The organism is Pleomorphomonas diazotrophica, assembly GCF_002844595.1.
Classification (GTDB): Bacteria; Pseudomonadota; Alphaproteobacteria; order Rhizobiales; family Pleomorphomonadaceae; genus Pleomorphomonas; species Pleomorphomonas diazotrophica.
The window spans coordinates 1-14054 of the sequence record NZ_PJNW01000001.1 but is presented as its reverse complement, the minus strand read 5'-3'; the positions used below and the strand labels follow the sequence as shown (position 1 = coordinate 14054).

At 64.2% G+C, this 14054-nt stretch carries 26 protein-coding genes; all 26 read right to left on the bottom strand.

Features of this window, described 5'->3' with window-relative positions; genetic code table 11:
* Positions 1 to 41: 41 nt before the first annotated feature.
* Entirely contained in the window at positions 42 to 434 is a 393-nt protein-coding gene (gene rpsK, locus CXZ10_RS00130; protein WP_026782401.1) for a 30S ribosomal protein S11, read from the bottom strand.
* A 251-nt stretch (positions 435 to 685) separates the two neighbouring features.
* The gene (rpsM, locus tag CXZ10_RS00125; RefSeq protein ID WP_101286929.1) at positions 686 to 1054 is read right to left on the bottom strand and encodes a 30S ribosomal protein S13; all 369 of its coding nucleotides are present in this window, start codon (positions 1052 to 1054) and stop codon (positions 686 to 688) included.
* Positions 1055 to 1377: 323 nt separating this feature from the next.
* The gene (locus CXZ10_RS00120) at positions 1378 to 1956 is read right to left on the bottom strand and encodes an adenylate kinase (protein WP_101286928.1); all 579 of its coding nucleotides are present in this window, start codon (positions 1954 to 1956) and stop codon (positions 1378 to 1380) included.
* Positions 1953 to 3287, bottom strand: coding sequence for a preprotein translocase subunit SecY (gene secY / locus CXZ10_RS00115; RefSeq protein WP_101286927.1), 1335 nt, complete (start codon positions 3285 to 3287; stop codon positions 1953 to 1955). Before secY ends, CXZ10_RS00120 begins: the two co-directional genes overlap by 4 nt.
* A 281-nt stretch (positions 3288 to 3568) precedes the next feature.
* Complete coding sequence (gene rplO, locus CXZ10_RS00110) at positions 3569 to 4036, bottom strand: 50S ribosomal protein L15 (protein WP_101286926.1); 468 nt, start codon at positions 4034 to 4036, stop codon at positions 3569 to 3571.
* A gap of 28 nt (positions 4037 to 4064) precedes the next feature.
* The gene (rpmD, locus tag CXZ10_RS00105) at positions 4065 to 4268 is read right to left on the bottom strand and encodes a 50S ribosomal protein L30 (protein ID WP_101286925.1); all 204 of its coding nucleotides are present in this window, start codon (positions 4266 to 4268) and stop codon (positions 4065 to 4067) included.
* 66 nt (positions 4269 to 4334) lie between these two features.
* On the bottom strand, positions 4335 to 4913 hold the full coding sequence (rpsE, locus tag CXZ10_RS00100; protein WP_101286924.1) for a 30S ribosomal protein S5: 579 nt from the start codon (positions 4911 to 4913) through the stop codon (positions 4335 to 4337).
* Between the two features lie 30 nt (positions 4914 to 4943).
* Positions 4944 to 5303, bottom strand: a complete 360-nt coding sequence (rplR, locus tag CXZ10_RS00095; RefSeq protein WP_026782408.1) for a 50S ribosomal protein L18 — start codon at positions 5301 to 5303, stop codon at positions 4944 to 4946.
* 10 nt (positions 5304 to 5313) lie between these two features.
* A complete protein-coding gene (gene rplF / locus CXZ10_RS00090; RefSeq protein ID WP_101286923.1) occupies positions 5314 to 5850 on the bottom strand; it encodes a 50S ribosomal protein L6 in 537 nt (178 codons plus the stop codon).
* A 27-nt stretch (positions 5851 to 5877) separates the two neighbouring features.
* Entirely contained in the window at positions 5878 to 6273 is a 396-nt protein-coding gene (gene rpsH, locus CXZ10_RS00085) for a 30S ribosomal protein S8 (protein WP_101286922.1), read from the bottom strand.
* Positions 6274 to 6286: 13 nt separating this feature from the next.
* Entirely contained in the window at positions 6287 to 6592 is a 306-nt protein-coding gene (rpsN, locus tag CXZ10_RS00080; RefSeq protein WP_101286921.1) for a 30S ribosomal protein S14, read from the bottom strand.
* Positions 6593 to 6612: 20 nt separating this feature from the next.
* Positions 6613 to 7170, bottom strand: coding sequence for a 50S ribosomal protein L5 (rplE, locus tag CXZ10_RS00075; protein ID WP_101286920.1), 558 nt, complete (start codon positions 7168 to 7170; stop codon positions 6613 to 6615).
* Positions 7163 to 7480 carry a 50S ribosomal protein L24 gene (rplX, locus tag CXZ10_RS00070; RefSeq protein WP_101286919.1) on the bottom strand — a complete coding sequence of 106 codons (318 nt, stop codon included), beginning with the start codon at positions 7478 to 7480 and terminating at the stop codon, positions 7163 to 7165. Before rplX ends, rplE begins: the two co-directional genes overlap by 8 nt.
* Positions 7481 to 7482: 2 nt before the next feature.
* A complete protein-coding gene (rplN, locus tag CXZ10_RS00065; RefSeq protein WP_026782414.1) occupies positions 7483 to 7851 on the bottom strand; it encodes a 50S ribosomal protein L14 in 369 nt (122 codons plus the stop codon).
* A gap of 446 nt (positions 7852 to 8297) precedes the next feature.
* Positions 8298 to 8540, bottom strand: a complete 243-nt coding sequence (gene rpsQ / locus CXZ10_RS00060; protein WP_026791940.1) for a 30S ribosomal protein S17 — start codon at positions 8538 to 8540, stop codon at positions 8298 to 8300.
* An 11-nt stretch (positions 8541 to 8551) separates the two neighbouring features.
* Positions 8552 to 8752, bottom strand: coding sequence for a 50S ribosomal protein L29 (gene rpmC / locus CXZ10_RS00055; RefSeq protein WP_026791941.1), 201 nt, complete (start codon positions 8750 to 8752; stop codon positions 8552 to 8554).
* Between the two features lie 89 nt (positions 8753 to 8841).
* Complete coding sequence (gene rplP / locus CXZ10_RS00050) at positions 8842 to 9255, bottom strand: 50S ribosomal protein L16 (RefSeq protein WP_101286918.1); 414 nt, start codon at positions 9253 to 9255, stop codon at positions 8842 to 8844.
* Positions 9256 to 9277: 22 nt separating this feature from the next.
* The gene (gene rpsC, locus CXZ10_RS00045) at positions 9278 to 10057 is read right to left on the bottom strand and encodes a 30S ribosomal protein S3 (RefSeq protein WP_101286917.1); all 780 of its coding nucleotides are present in this window, start codon (positions 10055 to 10057) and stop codon (positions 9278 to 9280) included.
* The gene (rplV, locus tag CXZ10_RS00040; protein ID WP_101286916.1) at positions 10057 to 10437 is read right to left on the bottom strand and encodes a 50S ribosomal protein L22; all 381 of its coding nucleotides are present in this window, start codon (positions 10435 to 10437) and stop codon (positions 10057 to 10059) included. The genes rpsC and rplV overlap by 1 nt, the downstream gene beginning before the upstream one ends.
* Before the next feature lies 1 nt (position 10438).
* Positions 10439 to 10717: a 30S ribosomal protein S19 gene (gene rpsS / locus CXZ10_RS00035; RefSeq protein WP_026782420.1), complete on the bottom strand. Its 279-nt coding sequence runs from the start codon at positions 10715 to 10717 to the stop codon at positions 10439 to 10441.
* 15 nt (positions 10718 to 10732) lie between these two features.
* Positions 10733 to 11572, bottom strand: coding sequence for a 50S ribosomal protein L2 (gene rplB, locus CXZ10_RS00030; protein WP_101286915.1), 840 nt, complete (start codon positions 11570 to 11572; stop codon positions 10733 to 10735).
* Positions 11573 to 11591: 19 nt separating this feature from the next.
* A complete protein-coding gene (locus tag CXZ10_RS00025) occupies positions 11592 to 11885 on the bottom strand; it encodes a 50S ribosomal protein L23 (RefSeq protein ID WP_101286914.1) in 294 nt (97 codons plus the stop codon).
* Positions 11882 to 12502 (bottom strand): 50S ribosomal protein L4, encoded by a 621-nt coding sequence (rplD, locus tag CXZ10_RS00020; protein WP_101286913.1) that lies wholly within the window; start codon positions 12500 to 12502, stop codon positions 11882 to 11884. Before rplD ends, CXZ10_RS00025 begins: the two co-directional genes overlap by 4 nt.
* Positions 12502 to 13209 (bottom strand): 50S ribosomal protein L3, encoded by a 708-nt coding sequence (rplC, locus tag CXZ10_RS00015; protein ID WP_101286912.1) that lies wholly within the window; start codon positions 13207 to 13209, stop codon positions 12502 to 12504. Before rplC ends, rplD begins: the two co-directional genes overlap by 1 nt.
* A gap of 29 nt (positions 13210 to 13238) precedes the next feature.
* Positions 13239 to 13547, bottom strand: coding sequence for a 30S ribosomal protein S10 (rpsJ, locus tag CXZ10_RS00010; protein WP_026782425.1), 309 nt, complete (start codon positions 13545 to 13547; stop codon positions 13239 to 13241).
* A 65-nt stretch (positions 13548 to 13612) separates the two neighbouring features.
* A partial coding sequence (locus CXZ10_RS00005) for an EF-Tu C-terminal domain-related protein (protein WP_245412971.1) occupies positions 13613 to 14054 on the bottom strand: 442 nt, incomplete at its 5' end.

Below are 14054 nucleotides of genomic sequence, written 5' to 3'. Positions count from 1 at the left end.
CGGCGCCACACCGGTGGTCGCCGGACGTTCGCGGATGAGCGTCAGACGCGGCGACGCTTGCGCGGACGGCAGCCGTTGTGCGGGATCGGGGTAACGTCGCGGATGGAGCTCACCAGGAAGCCGGCGGCCTGCAGGGCACGCAACGCCGACTCACGGCCGGAGCCCGGACCGCAGACTTCGACTTCCAGGGTCTTGACGCCATGCTCGGACGCCTTGCGAGCGGCATCCTCGGCGGCCATCTGGGCGGCATAGGGGGTCGACTTGCGCGAACCCTTGAAGCCCATCGTGCCGGCAGACGACCAGGAGATGGTGTTGCCCTGCGCGTCGGTGATGGTGATCATCGTGTTGTTGAAGGTGGAGTTCACGTGGGCGATGCCGGACGTGATGTTCTTGCGTTCGCGACGGCGGACGCGGCCTGCGGCTTCCTTGGCCATGCTCTTAACTCTCTCGTTTTCGATCTCGTCACCGCCGTAATGCCAGCGGCTACACCGGAGCGCACGCCTCTACAGAAACCCCGCGCACCGGAACGAATGAGGACGGGCACCCTTGCCCTTCCCCGGAACGGCGAACGATCCTCTCGGACCTTCCACCATGGACAAAGCGCCGACCGCGATTGCTCGCGGAACCGGCGCCATGTCCGAGCCTTTTCGCCGGACCGACGCATGGCCGGACCGGCGAAAGGGAATTACTTCTTCTTGCCGGCGATCGCCTTCGCCGGACCCTTGCGGGTGCGGGCGTTGGTGTGCGTGCGCTGGCCGCGGACCGGCAGGCCCTTGCGGTGACGCAGGCCACGGTAGCAGCCGAGGTCCATGAGGCGCTTGATGTTCATCGCGGTCTCACGGCGCAGATCGCCCTCGACGACGTAGTCGCGGTCGATCACTTCGCGGATCTGCAGCACTTCGGCGTCCGAAAGCTCGTTGACGCGCTTGGCCTGATCGATGCCGACCTTCTCCAGGATCTCCTCGGCGAACTTCGGGCCGATGCCATGGATATACTGCAGCGCGATCAGGGCGCGCTTGGCGGTGGGAATATTGACGCCAGCGATACGGGCCACTTCACTTCACTCCTGTCGTCGCGATCCTCTGGATCGCTCCCTCCCCCGATCGAGCCGTGGAGGTCGGTGTCTTGACGGCGGCCCCATGACGTGGCGCCGGCCGGGTTATCTTTCGCGAGAGCCAGAGCACCCCATCCAACATGGACAAGCGCATACGGGCCATCGCACGAAGAACCCGTGGATAGGTGGCGGTTCATAGCCGGAACCGGCCTCTCCGTCAACCTTTCGGACACGGGTTTATCGCCGAAATCGCCGCCGGAACGCCCGGTCGGCGACCGATCGCCCGGCAAGTGGAACGCTGGGTTCCTCGCCGGGCGTCCGTCTCACTCGAGGGCCGCGCGAATCGCGCCGGCAACCTCTTCAATGGGGGCCATGCCATCGACCGGCTTCAAAAGGCCGCTCTTGGCATAGAAGGGGGTCAGCGCCGCCGTCAGCGCCCGGAACTCTTCCAGACGCTTGCGGAACACTTCCGGATTGTCGTCCTTGCGCACCGGCTGACCGGCCGCCTTGGCCTCTTCGGCGCGGCGGACGATGCGGTCGACGAGCTTCTCCTCGTCAACCTTGAACTCGATGACTGCGTCGAGCTTGAGCTTCTTCTCGGCGAGCAGCTTGTCGAGCGCCTCGGCCTGGGCCACGGTGCGCGGGAAGCCGTCCAGCACGAAGCCGCTCTTGGCGTCCGGCTCCTCGATGCGATCGGAGACGATGCCGATGACGATCTCGTCGGACACGAGCTGGCCGGCGTCCATGACGGCCTTGGCCTTCTTGCCGATCTCGGTGCCGGCGGCAACGGCGGCGCGCAGCATGTCACCTGTCGACAGCTGAACGATGCCGTAGCGGTCCACCAGCTTCTGCGCCTGCGTCCCCTTGCCGGCGCCCGGCGGCCCGAGAAGAATCAGCCTCATCTACGCTTCCCCCGAAGTTTGCTCTTCTTGATCAGCCCCTCGTACTGATGGGCGAGGAGGTGTCCCTGGATCTGGGACACGGTATCCATGGTGACCGAGACAACGATCAGCAGCGACGTGCCGCCGAAGTAGAACGGAACACCCGTGGTGGAGATCAGGAACTCAGGCAGCAGGCAGACCACGACGAGGTAGATGGCACCGAGGACGTTGATGCGGGTCAGGACATAGTCAATGTAGGAGGCGGTCCGCTCGCCCGGCCGGATGCCGGGGATGAAGCCGCCCTGCTTCTTGAGGTTCTCGGCCGTGTCGGTCGGGTTGAACACGATGGCCGTATAGAAGAAGGCGAAGAAGACGATCATCGCCGCATAGGACAGCATGTAGAGCGGCTGTCCGTGCGCCATCAGCGTGCCGAAGGTCTGCAGCCAGCCGCCGGCGGCATCGGTTCCGGCAAAGCCGGTGATGGTGCCGGGGATCAGCAGGATCGACGAGGCGAAGATCGGCGGGATGACGCCCGACGTGTTGAGCTTCAGCGGCAGATGGCTCGATTCGCCCTGGAACATCTTGTTGCCGACCTGGCGCTTCGGATACTGGATCAGCAGCCGGCGCTGGGCGCGCTCGAAGAAGACGATGCCGCCGATGACGACCACGGCCAGCACCAGCACGGCCAGGATGATCGGCGTGGCGAGAGCGCCCTGGCGGCCGAGTTCCAGCATGCCGACGAGGGCGTGCGGCAGGTTGGCGATGATGCCGGCGAAGATGATCAGCGACGTGCCCTGGCCGATGCCGCGGGAGGTGATCTGCTCGCCGAGCCATAGAAGGAACATCGTGCCGCCCATCAGCGACAGCACGGTGGAAATGATGAAGGTCGGGCCGGGGTTGAGAACGATCGAGCCCTGCCCCTGCAGACCGACGGCAATGCCGTAGGACTGGACGGCGGCCAGCACCACCGTGAGATAGCGGGTGTACTGGTTGATCTTCTTGCGGCCGGACTCGCCTTCCTTCTTGATCGCTTCCAGCGCCGGGATGACCGAGGTCAGGAGCTGGATGATGATCGAGGCGGAGATGTAGGGCATGATGCCCAGGGCGAAGATGGCCATGCGGCCGACGGCGCCGCCGGAGAACATGTTGAACAGGCCGAGGATGCCCTGGCTCTGCTGCTTGAAGGCATCGGCGAGCGCCTGCAGATTGATGCCCGGCAGCGGGATGTAGGTGCCGAGGCGATACACCAGAAGTGCGCCAAGGGTGAACCAAATCCGCTTCTTGAGCTCTTCCGCCTTGGCGAGCGCGCCGAAATTCAGATTTGCAGCGAGTTGTTCTGCCGCAGAGGCCATGTCTCACTCCGCCCGAATGGGGAACCTCGGGGCGCACCGCCCCGCCCTGAGCGAGACCGTTCCACCCGTCATATCGCCGGCCTTAGCGCCTTCGAGCGATTCGATGAAGCGCCTTGTTCCGGCCTCGGACCGCCACAGCGCGGAAACCCGCGCGCCAGCCAATCCGCACCGTCCGCTATATAGACCCAAGTCGCGGACGAAATAAGCCCCCGGGAGATGCCGACCCCCACGCGCCGCGCAAACGATCACGTGAAGACGGCGTCACCCCGAGGGCCTTGTCTTTACGCCTTGGCGGCCACCGAAACGGTGACCTTGCCGCCGGCAGCCTCGACCGCGGCGATCGCGGGCGCCGAAGCACCGACGACCTCGAAGGTCAGGGCCGTCTTGATCTCGCCGCCCAGGACGCGGACGCCATCCAGCGGACGGCGCAGCAGGCCGGCCGCCACCAGCGCCTCGACGGTCACCGGCGCCTTGGGGTCGAGCTTCTTGGCATCGACGGCGGCCTGGACCTTGGTCAGGCTGATCTCGTTGAGATCGAGCGCGAAGATGTTCTTGAAGCCGCGCTTCGGCAGGCGGCGATGCAGCGGCATCTGGCCGCCCTCGAAACCGGCGATGGCAACGCCCGACCGGGAGGTCTGGCCCTTGACGCCGCGACCCGAGGTCTTGCCCTTGCCCGAGCCGATACCGCGACCGACGCGCATGCGCGGCTTGGTCGCGCCTTCGTTATCCTTGAGCTCGTTGAGCTTCATTTCATCGATCCTTTCGACCGGCGGTATCTCAGGCCTCGTCCACGACGCGGACGAGGTGCTGGACCTTCGCGATCATGCCGCGAACGGCCGGAGTGTCTTCCAGCGTGGCGGTGCGATGCAGCTTGTTGAGACCGAGACCGACCAGCGTGGCGCGCTGATCGGCGGGCCGGCGGGCGGGGCTGTAGATCTGCTCGACCGTGACGGTCTTGCTCGACTTCTTTTTGGCCGACATGATGTTCACCTTACGAAAGCCAGTTTACGAATGAGGAGGGAGGCTGCCCTCCCCCCGTTCGATCCATCAGCCTTCGGCCGACGCCGCAGCTTCCGGGTCGATGTCGCGACGACGGGACTGCAAGGTCGAGACCTTGAGACCGCGGCGGGCGGCAACCGACCGCGGGCTATCTTCGTTCGCCAGGGCGGAGAAGGTAGCGCGGATCATGTTGTAGGGGTTGGAGGAGCCGAGCGACTTCGCCACCACGTCCTGGACGCCGAGCGTCTCGAACACGGCGCGCATCGGGCCACCGGCGATGATGCCGGTACCGGCCGGCGCGGCACGCACGTAGACGCGGCCAGCGCCCCAGCGGCCGGCGACGTCATGATGCAGCGTCCGGCCTTCCTTGAGCGGCACGCGCACGAGGGCACGCTTGGCGGCTTCCGTCGCCTTGCGGATGGCCTCGGGCACTTCGCGCGCCTTGCCGTGGCCGTAGCCGACCCGGCCCTTCTGGTCGCCAACGACGACGAGCGCGGCGAAGCCGAAGCGACGACCACCCTTCACCACCTTGGCGACGCGGTTGATATGGACCAGGCGATCGACGAACTCGCTGTCGCGCTCTTCGTTGCGATCCCGGTCCCGGTTATTGCGTTCACGTTCAGCCATTGTCTTTATCTCTCTCGATCGGGACCGGCCTTAGAAGTCGAGTCCGCCCTCGCGGGCGGCATCCGCGAGCGCCTTGATGCGGCCGTGGTACAGGAACTGTCCACGATCGAAGATGACCGAGGTCACCCCCGCCGCCTTGGCGCGTTCTGCGATGAGCTTGCCGACCACGGCGGCCGCGGCCACGTTGGCCCCGGTCTTCAGAGTGTCGCGGACGTCCTTGTCGAGGGTCGACGCGGACGCCAGGGTGCGACCCTGAACGTCATCGATAACCTGTGCGTAGATGTGCAGCGACGAGCGATGCACGGAAAGCCGGAGGCGACCGTTGGCCGCCGCCTTGATCGCGCGGCGCACGCGGGCGCGGCGGCGATCGTTGCCGGTGAGGTGAGCCATGATCGTCCCCTTACTTCTTCTTGCCTTCCTTGCGGACGATGAACTCGCCCGCGTACTTCACACCCTTGCCCTTGTAGGGCTCCGGCGGACGGTACTTGCGGATTTCGGCGGCGACTTGACCGACACGCTGGGCGTCGATGCCGGAGACGACGATTTCCGTCGGCTTCGGAACGGCGATCGCGATGCCTTCCGGCACCGGATAGGCGATGTCGTGGCTATAGCCCAGCGAGAGCTGCAGGGTCTTGCCCTGGAGAGCCGCCTTGTAGCCAACGCCGGAGATTTCCAGCTTCTTCTCGAAGCCGACCGTCACACCCTTGATCAGGTTGGCGATCTGGGTGCGGGACATGCCCCAGCTGGCGCGGGCCAGCTTGGTCTCGTCCTTCGGCTCGACCTGGATCGAACCGTCGTCCGTCTTGGCGACGTTGACGTGCTCGTTCAGATCGAATTTGAGCGTACCCTTCGGTCCCTTGACCGAAACGGTCTGCCCAGCGATGTCGGCCGTGACCCCCGAGGGGACCGGAACAGCCTTCTTGCCAATGCGCGACATGGTTTTTAACCCGTTTCCAGTCGAAGGTTAGAAGACGCGGCAGAGAACTTCGCCACCGACATTCTGCTCGCGGGCGTCGTGGTCGGCCATCACACCGCGGGGGGTGCTGAGGATCGACACGCCGAGGCCGTTGGCAACTCGGGGGAGGTTCTTCACCGAAGCGTAGACGCGGCGGCCCGGCTTGGAGACGCGCTCGATGGTACGGATGACGCCAAGGCCATCATAGTACTTGAGCTCGATCTCGAACTCGGCACGGCCGTCGGCATCAACCTCGGCGTAGCCACGCAGAAAGCCCTCGGCGACCAGGACATCGAGGACGTTCTTGCGCAGCTTGGAAGCCGGCGTCGACACCTTCGACATCTTGCGCATCTGGGCATTACGAATGCGGGTGAGCATATCACCCAAAGGATCGGTCATCGGCATGGGACCGTTCTCCTTACCAGCTCGACTTCACAAGGCCCGGGATGAGACCGAGCGACCCCAGCTCACGCAGGGCGATACGGCTCATCTTGAGCTTGCGATAATAAGACCGCGGACGGCCGGTGACTTCGCAACGGTTGCGGACACGCACCGCGGACGAATTGCGAGGAAGCTCGGCGAGCTTCAGGCGAGCAGCGAACTGCTCCTCGATCGTCAGCGACTTGTCGCTTGCGATAGCCTTGAGGGCCTCACGCTTGGCGGAGAACTGCTTCACCAGCTTCTGGCGACGCTTGTTCTTCTCGATGGCGCTCTTCTTTGCCATTTAAATCCGAACCCTTCTCGTCACTGCCGGAACGGGAAATTGAAGCCCTTGAGAAGCGCGCGCGCTTCGTCGTCGGTCCTCGCCGTGGTGCAGACGATGATGTCCATGCCCCAGACCTGCTCGACCTTGTCGTACTCGATCTCGGGGAAAACGATGTGTTCCTTGATACCCATGGCGAAGTTGCCACGGCCATCGAAGGACTTCGGGTTCAGACCACGGAAGTCACGCACGCGCGGGAGCGCGATGGTGATGAGGCGGTCGAGGAACTCGTACATGCGCTGGCGGCGAAGCGTCACCTTGGCACCGATGTTCATTCCCTCGCGCAGCTTGAAGGTGGCGATGGAATTGCGGGCCTTGGTGATCACCGGCTTCTGGCCGGCGATGAGGGTCAGGTCGCCAACGGCAGAGTTGATCTTCTTGCCGTCCGCAACGGTCTCGCCGACGCCCATGTTCAGGACGATCTTGTCGAGGACCGGGACTTCCATCGCGTTCTTGTAGCCGAACTGTTCGATGAGAGCCTTGCGGATGGTCTCGTCATAGGTGCGCTTGAGGCGCGGAATGTAGACCGCATCAGCCATCGATCACATCTCCGGAACGCTTGGCGAAGCGGACCTTGCGGCCGTCGTCGAGCAGCTTGAAACCAACGCGAGTCGGCTTGCCGTCCTTGGGGTCGGCAATGGCGAGGTTCGAGATCTGGAGCGCCGCTTCCTTGGCGACGATACCACCCTCGGACTTGGCCGACTGCTTCTGATGATGGCGAGCGATGTTGACGCCGCGGACAACGGCGCGATTCTCGGACGGACGGACCTCGATGACCTCACCGGTCTTGCCCTTGTCCTTGCCAACGAGAACCACGACCTTGTCGCCCTTCTTGATCTTGGCGGCCATGGTTACAGAACCTCCGGGGCGAGCGAGATGATCTTCATGTGGTTCTTGGCGCGAAGTTCGCGCGGAACCGGCCCGAAGATGCGGGTCCCGATCGGCTCTTTCTGGTTGTTGATGAGAACGGCGGCATTCTTGTCGAAACGAATGACCGAACCGTCCGTGCGCCGGATGTCCTTGGCCGTGCGGACCACGACCGCCTTCATCACGTCGCCCTTCTTCACGCGACCACGAGGGATGGCTTCCTTGATGGAGACGACAATGATGTCGCCCACCGAGGCGTACCGCCGCTTCGCGCCGCCGAGCACTTTGATGCACATAACACGACGCGCGCCGGAATTATCCGCCACGTCGAGGTTGGTTTGCATCTGAATCATGACTTGGCCGCCTTATCTTTGATGCATGCACCCACCGGCGCCGGATGGCGCAGGCGGGCAGCGACTTTGTTTTGGAACTCGGAAAATAGGGGTACGGCGTGCCGGACCCTTCGTTTCGAGTTCATCCCAGTCCCCGGCCGTATCCGCAGCCCGGGAGGCCCGACCCCTACCCTGCCGCCTCGTGAGGCGGCCGGAACCAAGGCCGGATGTCTCGCTTTCGCCGTCAAGTCGCGGCGCCCTCAGGCAGCCTCGACGAAACAATCCGAAACGGAACGGCAGAAGCTGCCATTCCGTTCTGAAACCAGCGTCTGCCGCATAAGCCTCTCCGGGTCGGAAGTCAATGACCCGGGGACGCTATTTCGGAGCAAACCGCCAATGGCAGCATCCCCGACACGACTTTCTGCTTTGCCCGGCCCCATACGGCGCCGGGAGCAAGCCTCGCCCGCTCAGCTCGCGCTGGCGGTGGAGAGCACAACCCAGCGCTTGGTCTTGGAAATGGGCTTGCTTTCCTCGATGGAAACCACGTCCCCGACCTTGTACTGGTTCGTCTCGTCATGCGCCTGGTAGTTCTTGGTCCGGCGCACGGTCTTCTTGAGCACCGGATGGGTGAAGCGACGCTCCACCTTCACTACGACCGTCTTGTCGGTCTTGTCGCTGACGACGACGCCTTGCAGGATGCGCTTCGGCAACTCGTCTCTCCTTAAGCGTTCGCAGTCGCGCGCTTGTCGCGCAGAACCGTCTGGATGCGGGCGATGTCGCGACGCACGACCCGCACGCGGGACGTATTCTCAAGCTGGCCGGTCGCCTTCTGGAAGCGCAGGTTGAACTGCTCTTTCTTCAGCTTGGCCAGCTCGTCCTCGAGCTGGTCGGGCGTCATGGCCCGAACGTCGTTCGCCTTCATCGTTTTATCGTCCTAACAGTAGGGCCGGCTTCCGATCGGCACCCGCTGGCCGGAAGGTCATGAACCTTCCGGGCAGGTGCCCTTCCGGATCACTCGGCGATGCGCTGAATGAAGCGCGTCTTGATCGGAAGTTTGGCCGCACCGAGACGGAGCGCCTCGCGGGCGACCTCCTCGGGCACGCCGTCGAGCTCGAACATGATCCGGCCGGGCTTGATGCGAACGCACCAGAACTCGGGGGAACCCTTGCCCTTACCCATGCGGACTTCGGTCGGCTTGGCGGTGACCGGAACGTCCGGGAACACGCGGATCCAGACGCGGCCGATACGCTTCATCTGACGGGTGATCGCGCGGCGGGCCGCCTCGATCTGCCGCGCGGTGACGCGCTCGGGCTCCATGGCCTTGAGACCATAGGCGCCGAAGTTCAGCTCGGTGCCGCCCTTGGACACGCCATGGATGCGGCCCTTGAACTGCTTACGGAACTTGGTGCGCTTCGGTTGAAGCATCTTCCTTCTCCCAAAACTCTAGTTAGCGCGCACCATCGGCGTCGCGGTCGCGACGGCCACGGCCCCGACCTTCACGGTCGCCACGCGGATCGCGCTCACGACGGCGGTCGCCGCCCGAACGCTCGCCGTCATTGCCGCCCTCAAGCGCGCGACGCTCGGAAGCGAGCGGGTCGTGCTCCAGGATCTCGCCCTTGAACACCCAGACCTTGAGGCCGTTGGTGCCATAGGCGGTGTGGGCGGTGGCAATGCCGTAATCGATATCCGCGCGGAGGGTGTGCAGGGGCACGCGGCCCTCGCGGTACCACTCCAGGCGGGCGATTTCGGCGCCGCCGAGACGGCCGCCGGCATTGATGCGGATACCCTCGGCACCGAGACGCATCGCCGACTGCACCGAACGCTTCATCGCACGGCGGAAGGCCACGCGGCGCTCGAGCTGCTGGGCGATCGACGAGGCGATCAGCGTCGCGTCGGTCTCGGGCTTGCGCACTTCAACGATGTTGAGGTGCACTTCCGAGGAGGTGAACTTGGCGATCTGCTTGCGCAGCTTCTCGATGTCGGCACCCTTCTTGCCGATCACCACGCCCGGACGAGCCGAGTGGATGGTGACGCGGCACTTCTTGTGCGGACGTTCGATGACGATCTTGGACACCGCCGCCGCCTTCAGTTCCTCGAAAAGGAACTTACGGATGGCGAGATCCTCGTGCAGCAGCGCGCCGTACTCGGTCTTGCCGGCGAACCAGCGCGAGTCCCAGGTCCGGTTGATGCCGAGACGCAGACCGATCGGATTGACTTTGTGACCCATCAGGCGGTCTCCTCGACTTCGCGAACCACGATCGTGAGGTTCGCAAACGGCTTCTGGATTTGACCGACGCGACCACGAGCCCGCGGCGAGAAGCGCTTCATGACGAGGCCCTTGCTCACGAAAGCTTCCTTGACGACGAGCGCGTCGACGTCGAGGTCGTGGTTGTTCTCGGCGTTGGCAATCGCCGACTCCAGCGTCTTCTTCACGTCGCCGGCGATACGCTTGCGCGAGAAGGCGAGATCGGCCAGGGCCGTGTTGACCTTCTTGCCGCGGATCATGGCCGCGACAAGGTTGAGCTTCTGCGGCGAGACGCGAAGGTTGCGGGTCACCGCCTGCGCCTCGGTGTCGGCGAGCGTGCGTTCACGCTTCGGCTTGCCCATTTTACTTCCTCTTCGCCTTCTTGTCCGCGCCATGGCCATAGTAGGTACGGGTCGGCGCGAACTCGCCGAACTTGTGACCCACCATGTCCTCGTTCACGGACACCGGGATGTGCTTCTGGCCGTTGTAGACGCCGAACGTGAGTCCGACGAAATTCGGCAGGATCGTGGAGCGACGGCTCCAGATCTTGATGACTTCATTGCGGCCGCTGGCGCGACTGACTTCCGCCTTCTTGAGGAGGTAGCCGTCAACGAACGGGCCTTTCCAAACCGAACGAGTCACGGTCGTTCCTCTCTCTTACTGCGACTTCTTGCGCGCGTGGCGGCTACGGACGATGAACTTGTCCGTGGACTTGTTCGACCTCGTCTTCTTGCCCTTGGTCGGCTTGCCCCACGGGGTGACCGGATGACGGCCACCGGAGGTGCGGCCTTCACCACCGCCGTGCGGATGGTCGATCGGGTTCATGGCGACGCCGCGGTTGACCGGGCGCTTGCCCAGCCAGCGGTTGCGGCCGGCCTTGCCGATCGACACGTTGGCGTGGTCGGGGTTCGACACGGCGCCGATGGTGGCAAAGCAGGTGCCGAGCACCTTGCGCTGCTCACCGGAGTTGAGGCGAACCACGGTGTAACCCTGGTCGCGACCAACGATCTGCGCGTAGGAACCCGCCGAACGGGCAATCTGGCCACCCTTGCCGGGCTTCAGCTCGACATTGTGAACCAGCGTGCCGACCGGAATGGCCGACAGCTGCATCGCATTGCCGGGCTTCACGTCGGCGGCGGCAGCGGCGACGACGGTGTCGCCAACGGCCAGGCGCTGCGGGGCCAGGATGTAGCTCAGCTCGCCGTCCTCATACTTGATGAGGGCGATGAAGCCGGTGCGGTTGGGATCGTACTCCAGACGCTCAACCACGGCGTTGATGCCGAGCTTGCGACGCTTGAAGTCGATGAGACGGTAAGAGCGCTTGTGACCGCCGCCACGATGGTAGGCGGTGATGCGGCCGAGGTTGTTGCGACCGCCGGTCTTGTTGAGACCTTCGGTCAGCGCCTTCACCGGCGCGCCCTTATGAAGCTCGGAGCGATCGACGAGGACCAGCTGGCGCTGGCCCGGGGTCGTCGGCTTGTAATATTTGAGTGCCATAATCGTCCTGCCGCTCGGATCAGAGGCCCGTCGTGATGTCGATCGAATGGCCCTCTTCGAGAGTCACGATCGCTTTCTTCACGTTGGACTGGGTGCCGATGATGCCCCGGAAGCGCTTCGTCTTGCCCTTGCGCACGAGCGTATTCACGCTCTTGACCTTGACCGAGAAGAGCTGCTCGACGGCAGCCTTGATCTCGGGCTTGGTTGCGGTCTTGGCAACGTCGAAGACCACCTTGTTGTTCTCAGCCTGAATGGTCGCCTTCTCGGTGACCACCGGCGTGCGGATGATGTCGTAGTGCTTCAGATTGGTCATTTGAACCGCTCCTCGAGCGCCGACACGGCCGCCTTGGTGAGAACCAGCGTGTCACGACGCAGAATGTCGTAGACGTTGATGCCCTGCACGGGCAGCACGTCGATCTGCGGGATGGCACGGGCCGCCAGGCGGAACTGATCCTGCGGATTGGCTCCGTCGATGATCAGCGCGTTGGTGAGGCCGAGCGCGGCGAGCTTCGTCTTCAGGGCCTTCGTCTTGGCTTCGGCGGCGACCGCCTCGTCCAGGACGACGATGTTGGCACCCTTGGCCTTGGCCGACAGGGCGAGCTTCAGGCCGAGGGCCCGAACCTTCTTGGGCAGGTCGTGCTCATGGCTGCGCACCACCGGACCGAAGGCCTTGCCACCACCACGGAACTGGGGGGCCGCCTTGTTGCCGTGACGGGCGCCGCCGGTGCCCTTCTGCCGGTACATCTTCTTACCGGTCTTGGTGACCTCGGTACGGGTCAGGGCCTTGTGCGTGCCGGCCTGGCGCTTGGCAAGCTGCCAGCGCACGACGCGCTGCAGGATGTCGGCGCGCGGGTCGAGACCGAAGATCTCGTCCGAAAGCGCGACCGTTCCGGCAACGGCGCCATCGAGGGTCTTGACTTCGAGTTCCATCACTCACCTGCCTCCGCGGTCGCAGCGGGCGCCGCCTTGCGGAACTTGCCCGGGGTGGGAACACCTTCCGGAAGCTTCTTCTTGACCGCGTCGCGGACGAGGATCCAGCCGCCCTTGGCACCGGGGACAGCGCCCTCGACCAGGATCAGACCGCGATCGGCGTCGGTGCGCACGATCTTGAGGTTCTGAGTGGTCACGCGCTCGTCGCCGAGGTGGCCAGGCATCTTCTTGTTCTTGAAGACCTTGCCCGGATCCTGACGCTGACCGGTCGAACCCAGCACGCGGTGCGAGACCGAGTTACCGTGGGTGGCACGACCGCCGCCGAAGTTCCAGCGCTTCATGGCGCCAGCGAAGCCCTTACCGATCGAGGTGCCGGTAACGTCGACGAACTGGCCGGCAACGAAATGGTCGGCCGTCAGTTCGGCGCCCACCTCGATGAGGTTCTCGGGGGAAACCCGGAACTCGGCAAGCTCGCGCTTGGGCTCGACCTGCGCCACGGCAAAGTGGCCGCGCATCGCCTTCGAGACATTCTTGACCTTGACCGTACCGGCGCCCAACTGGACCGCGGTATAGCCGTTCTTTTCTTCGGTACGGTGAGCAACCACCTGGCAGTTCTCAAGCTTGAGAACCGTCACGGGAACATGCTCGCCTGCGTCGTTGTAGACGCGGGTCATGCCGACCTTCTGTGCAATGACACCTGAGCGCATAGCGTTCTCTCTCAACCCGGCTCTTGTTCTCAGAGCTTGATCTCGACGTCCACGCCGGCCGCGAGGTCGAGCTTCATCAGCGCGTCCACGGTCTGCGGGGTCGGATCGATGATGTCCAGGAGGCGCTTGTGGGTGCGCATCTCGAACTGTTCGCGGCTCTTCTTATCGATATGGGGCGAGCGGTTGACCGTGAACTTCTCGATTCGCGTCGGAAGCGGAACCGGGCCCCGGACCTGCGCGCCCGTGCGCTTGGCCGTGTTGACGATCTCGCGCGTCGAGGCATCGAGGATACGATGATCGAACGCTTTGAGACGGATACGGATATTCTGACCGTTCATTTCTCTACCTCTAGAGGAGACGTGGGCGGAGCGAACTCCGCCCCGTATCACCTCGAAACGATCAATTACTCGACGATCGAAGCGACGACGCCGGCGCCGACGGTACGACCGCCTTCACGGATGGCGAAGCGGAGCTTCTCTTCCATGGCGATCGGAACGATCAGCTGGACGTTCATCGTCACGTTGTCGCCCGGCATCACCATCTCGACGCCTTCGTTCAGCGTCACCACGCCGGTCACGTCCGTCGTGCGGAAGTAGAACTGCGGGCGGTAGTTGGTGAAGAACGGCGTGTGACGGCCACCCTCTTCCTTGGTCAGGATGTAGGCTTCCGCCTTGAACTTGGTGTGCGGGTTCACCGAAGCCGGCTTGCACAGCACCTGGCCGCGCTCGACGTCTTCACGCTTGGTGCCGCGCAGCAGCGCGCCGATGTTGTCGCCGGCCTGGCCCTGATCGAGCAGCTTGCGGAACATCTCGACGCCGGTCACCGTCGTCTTGACGGTCGGACGG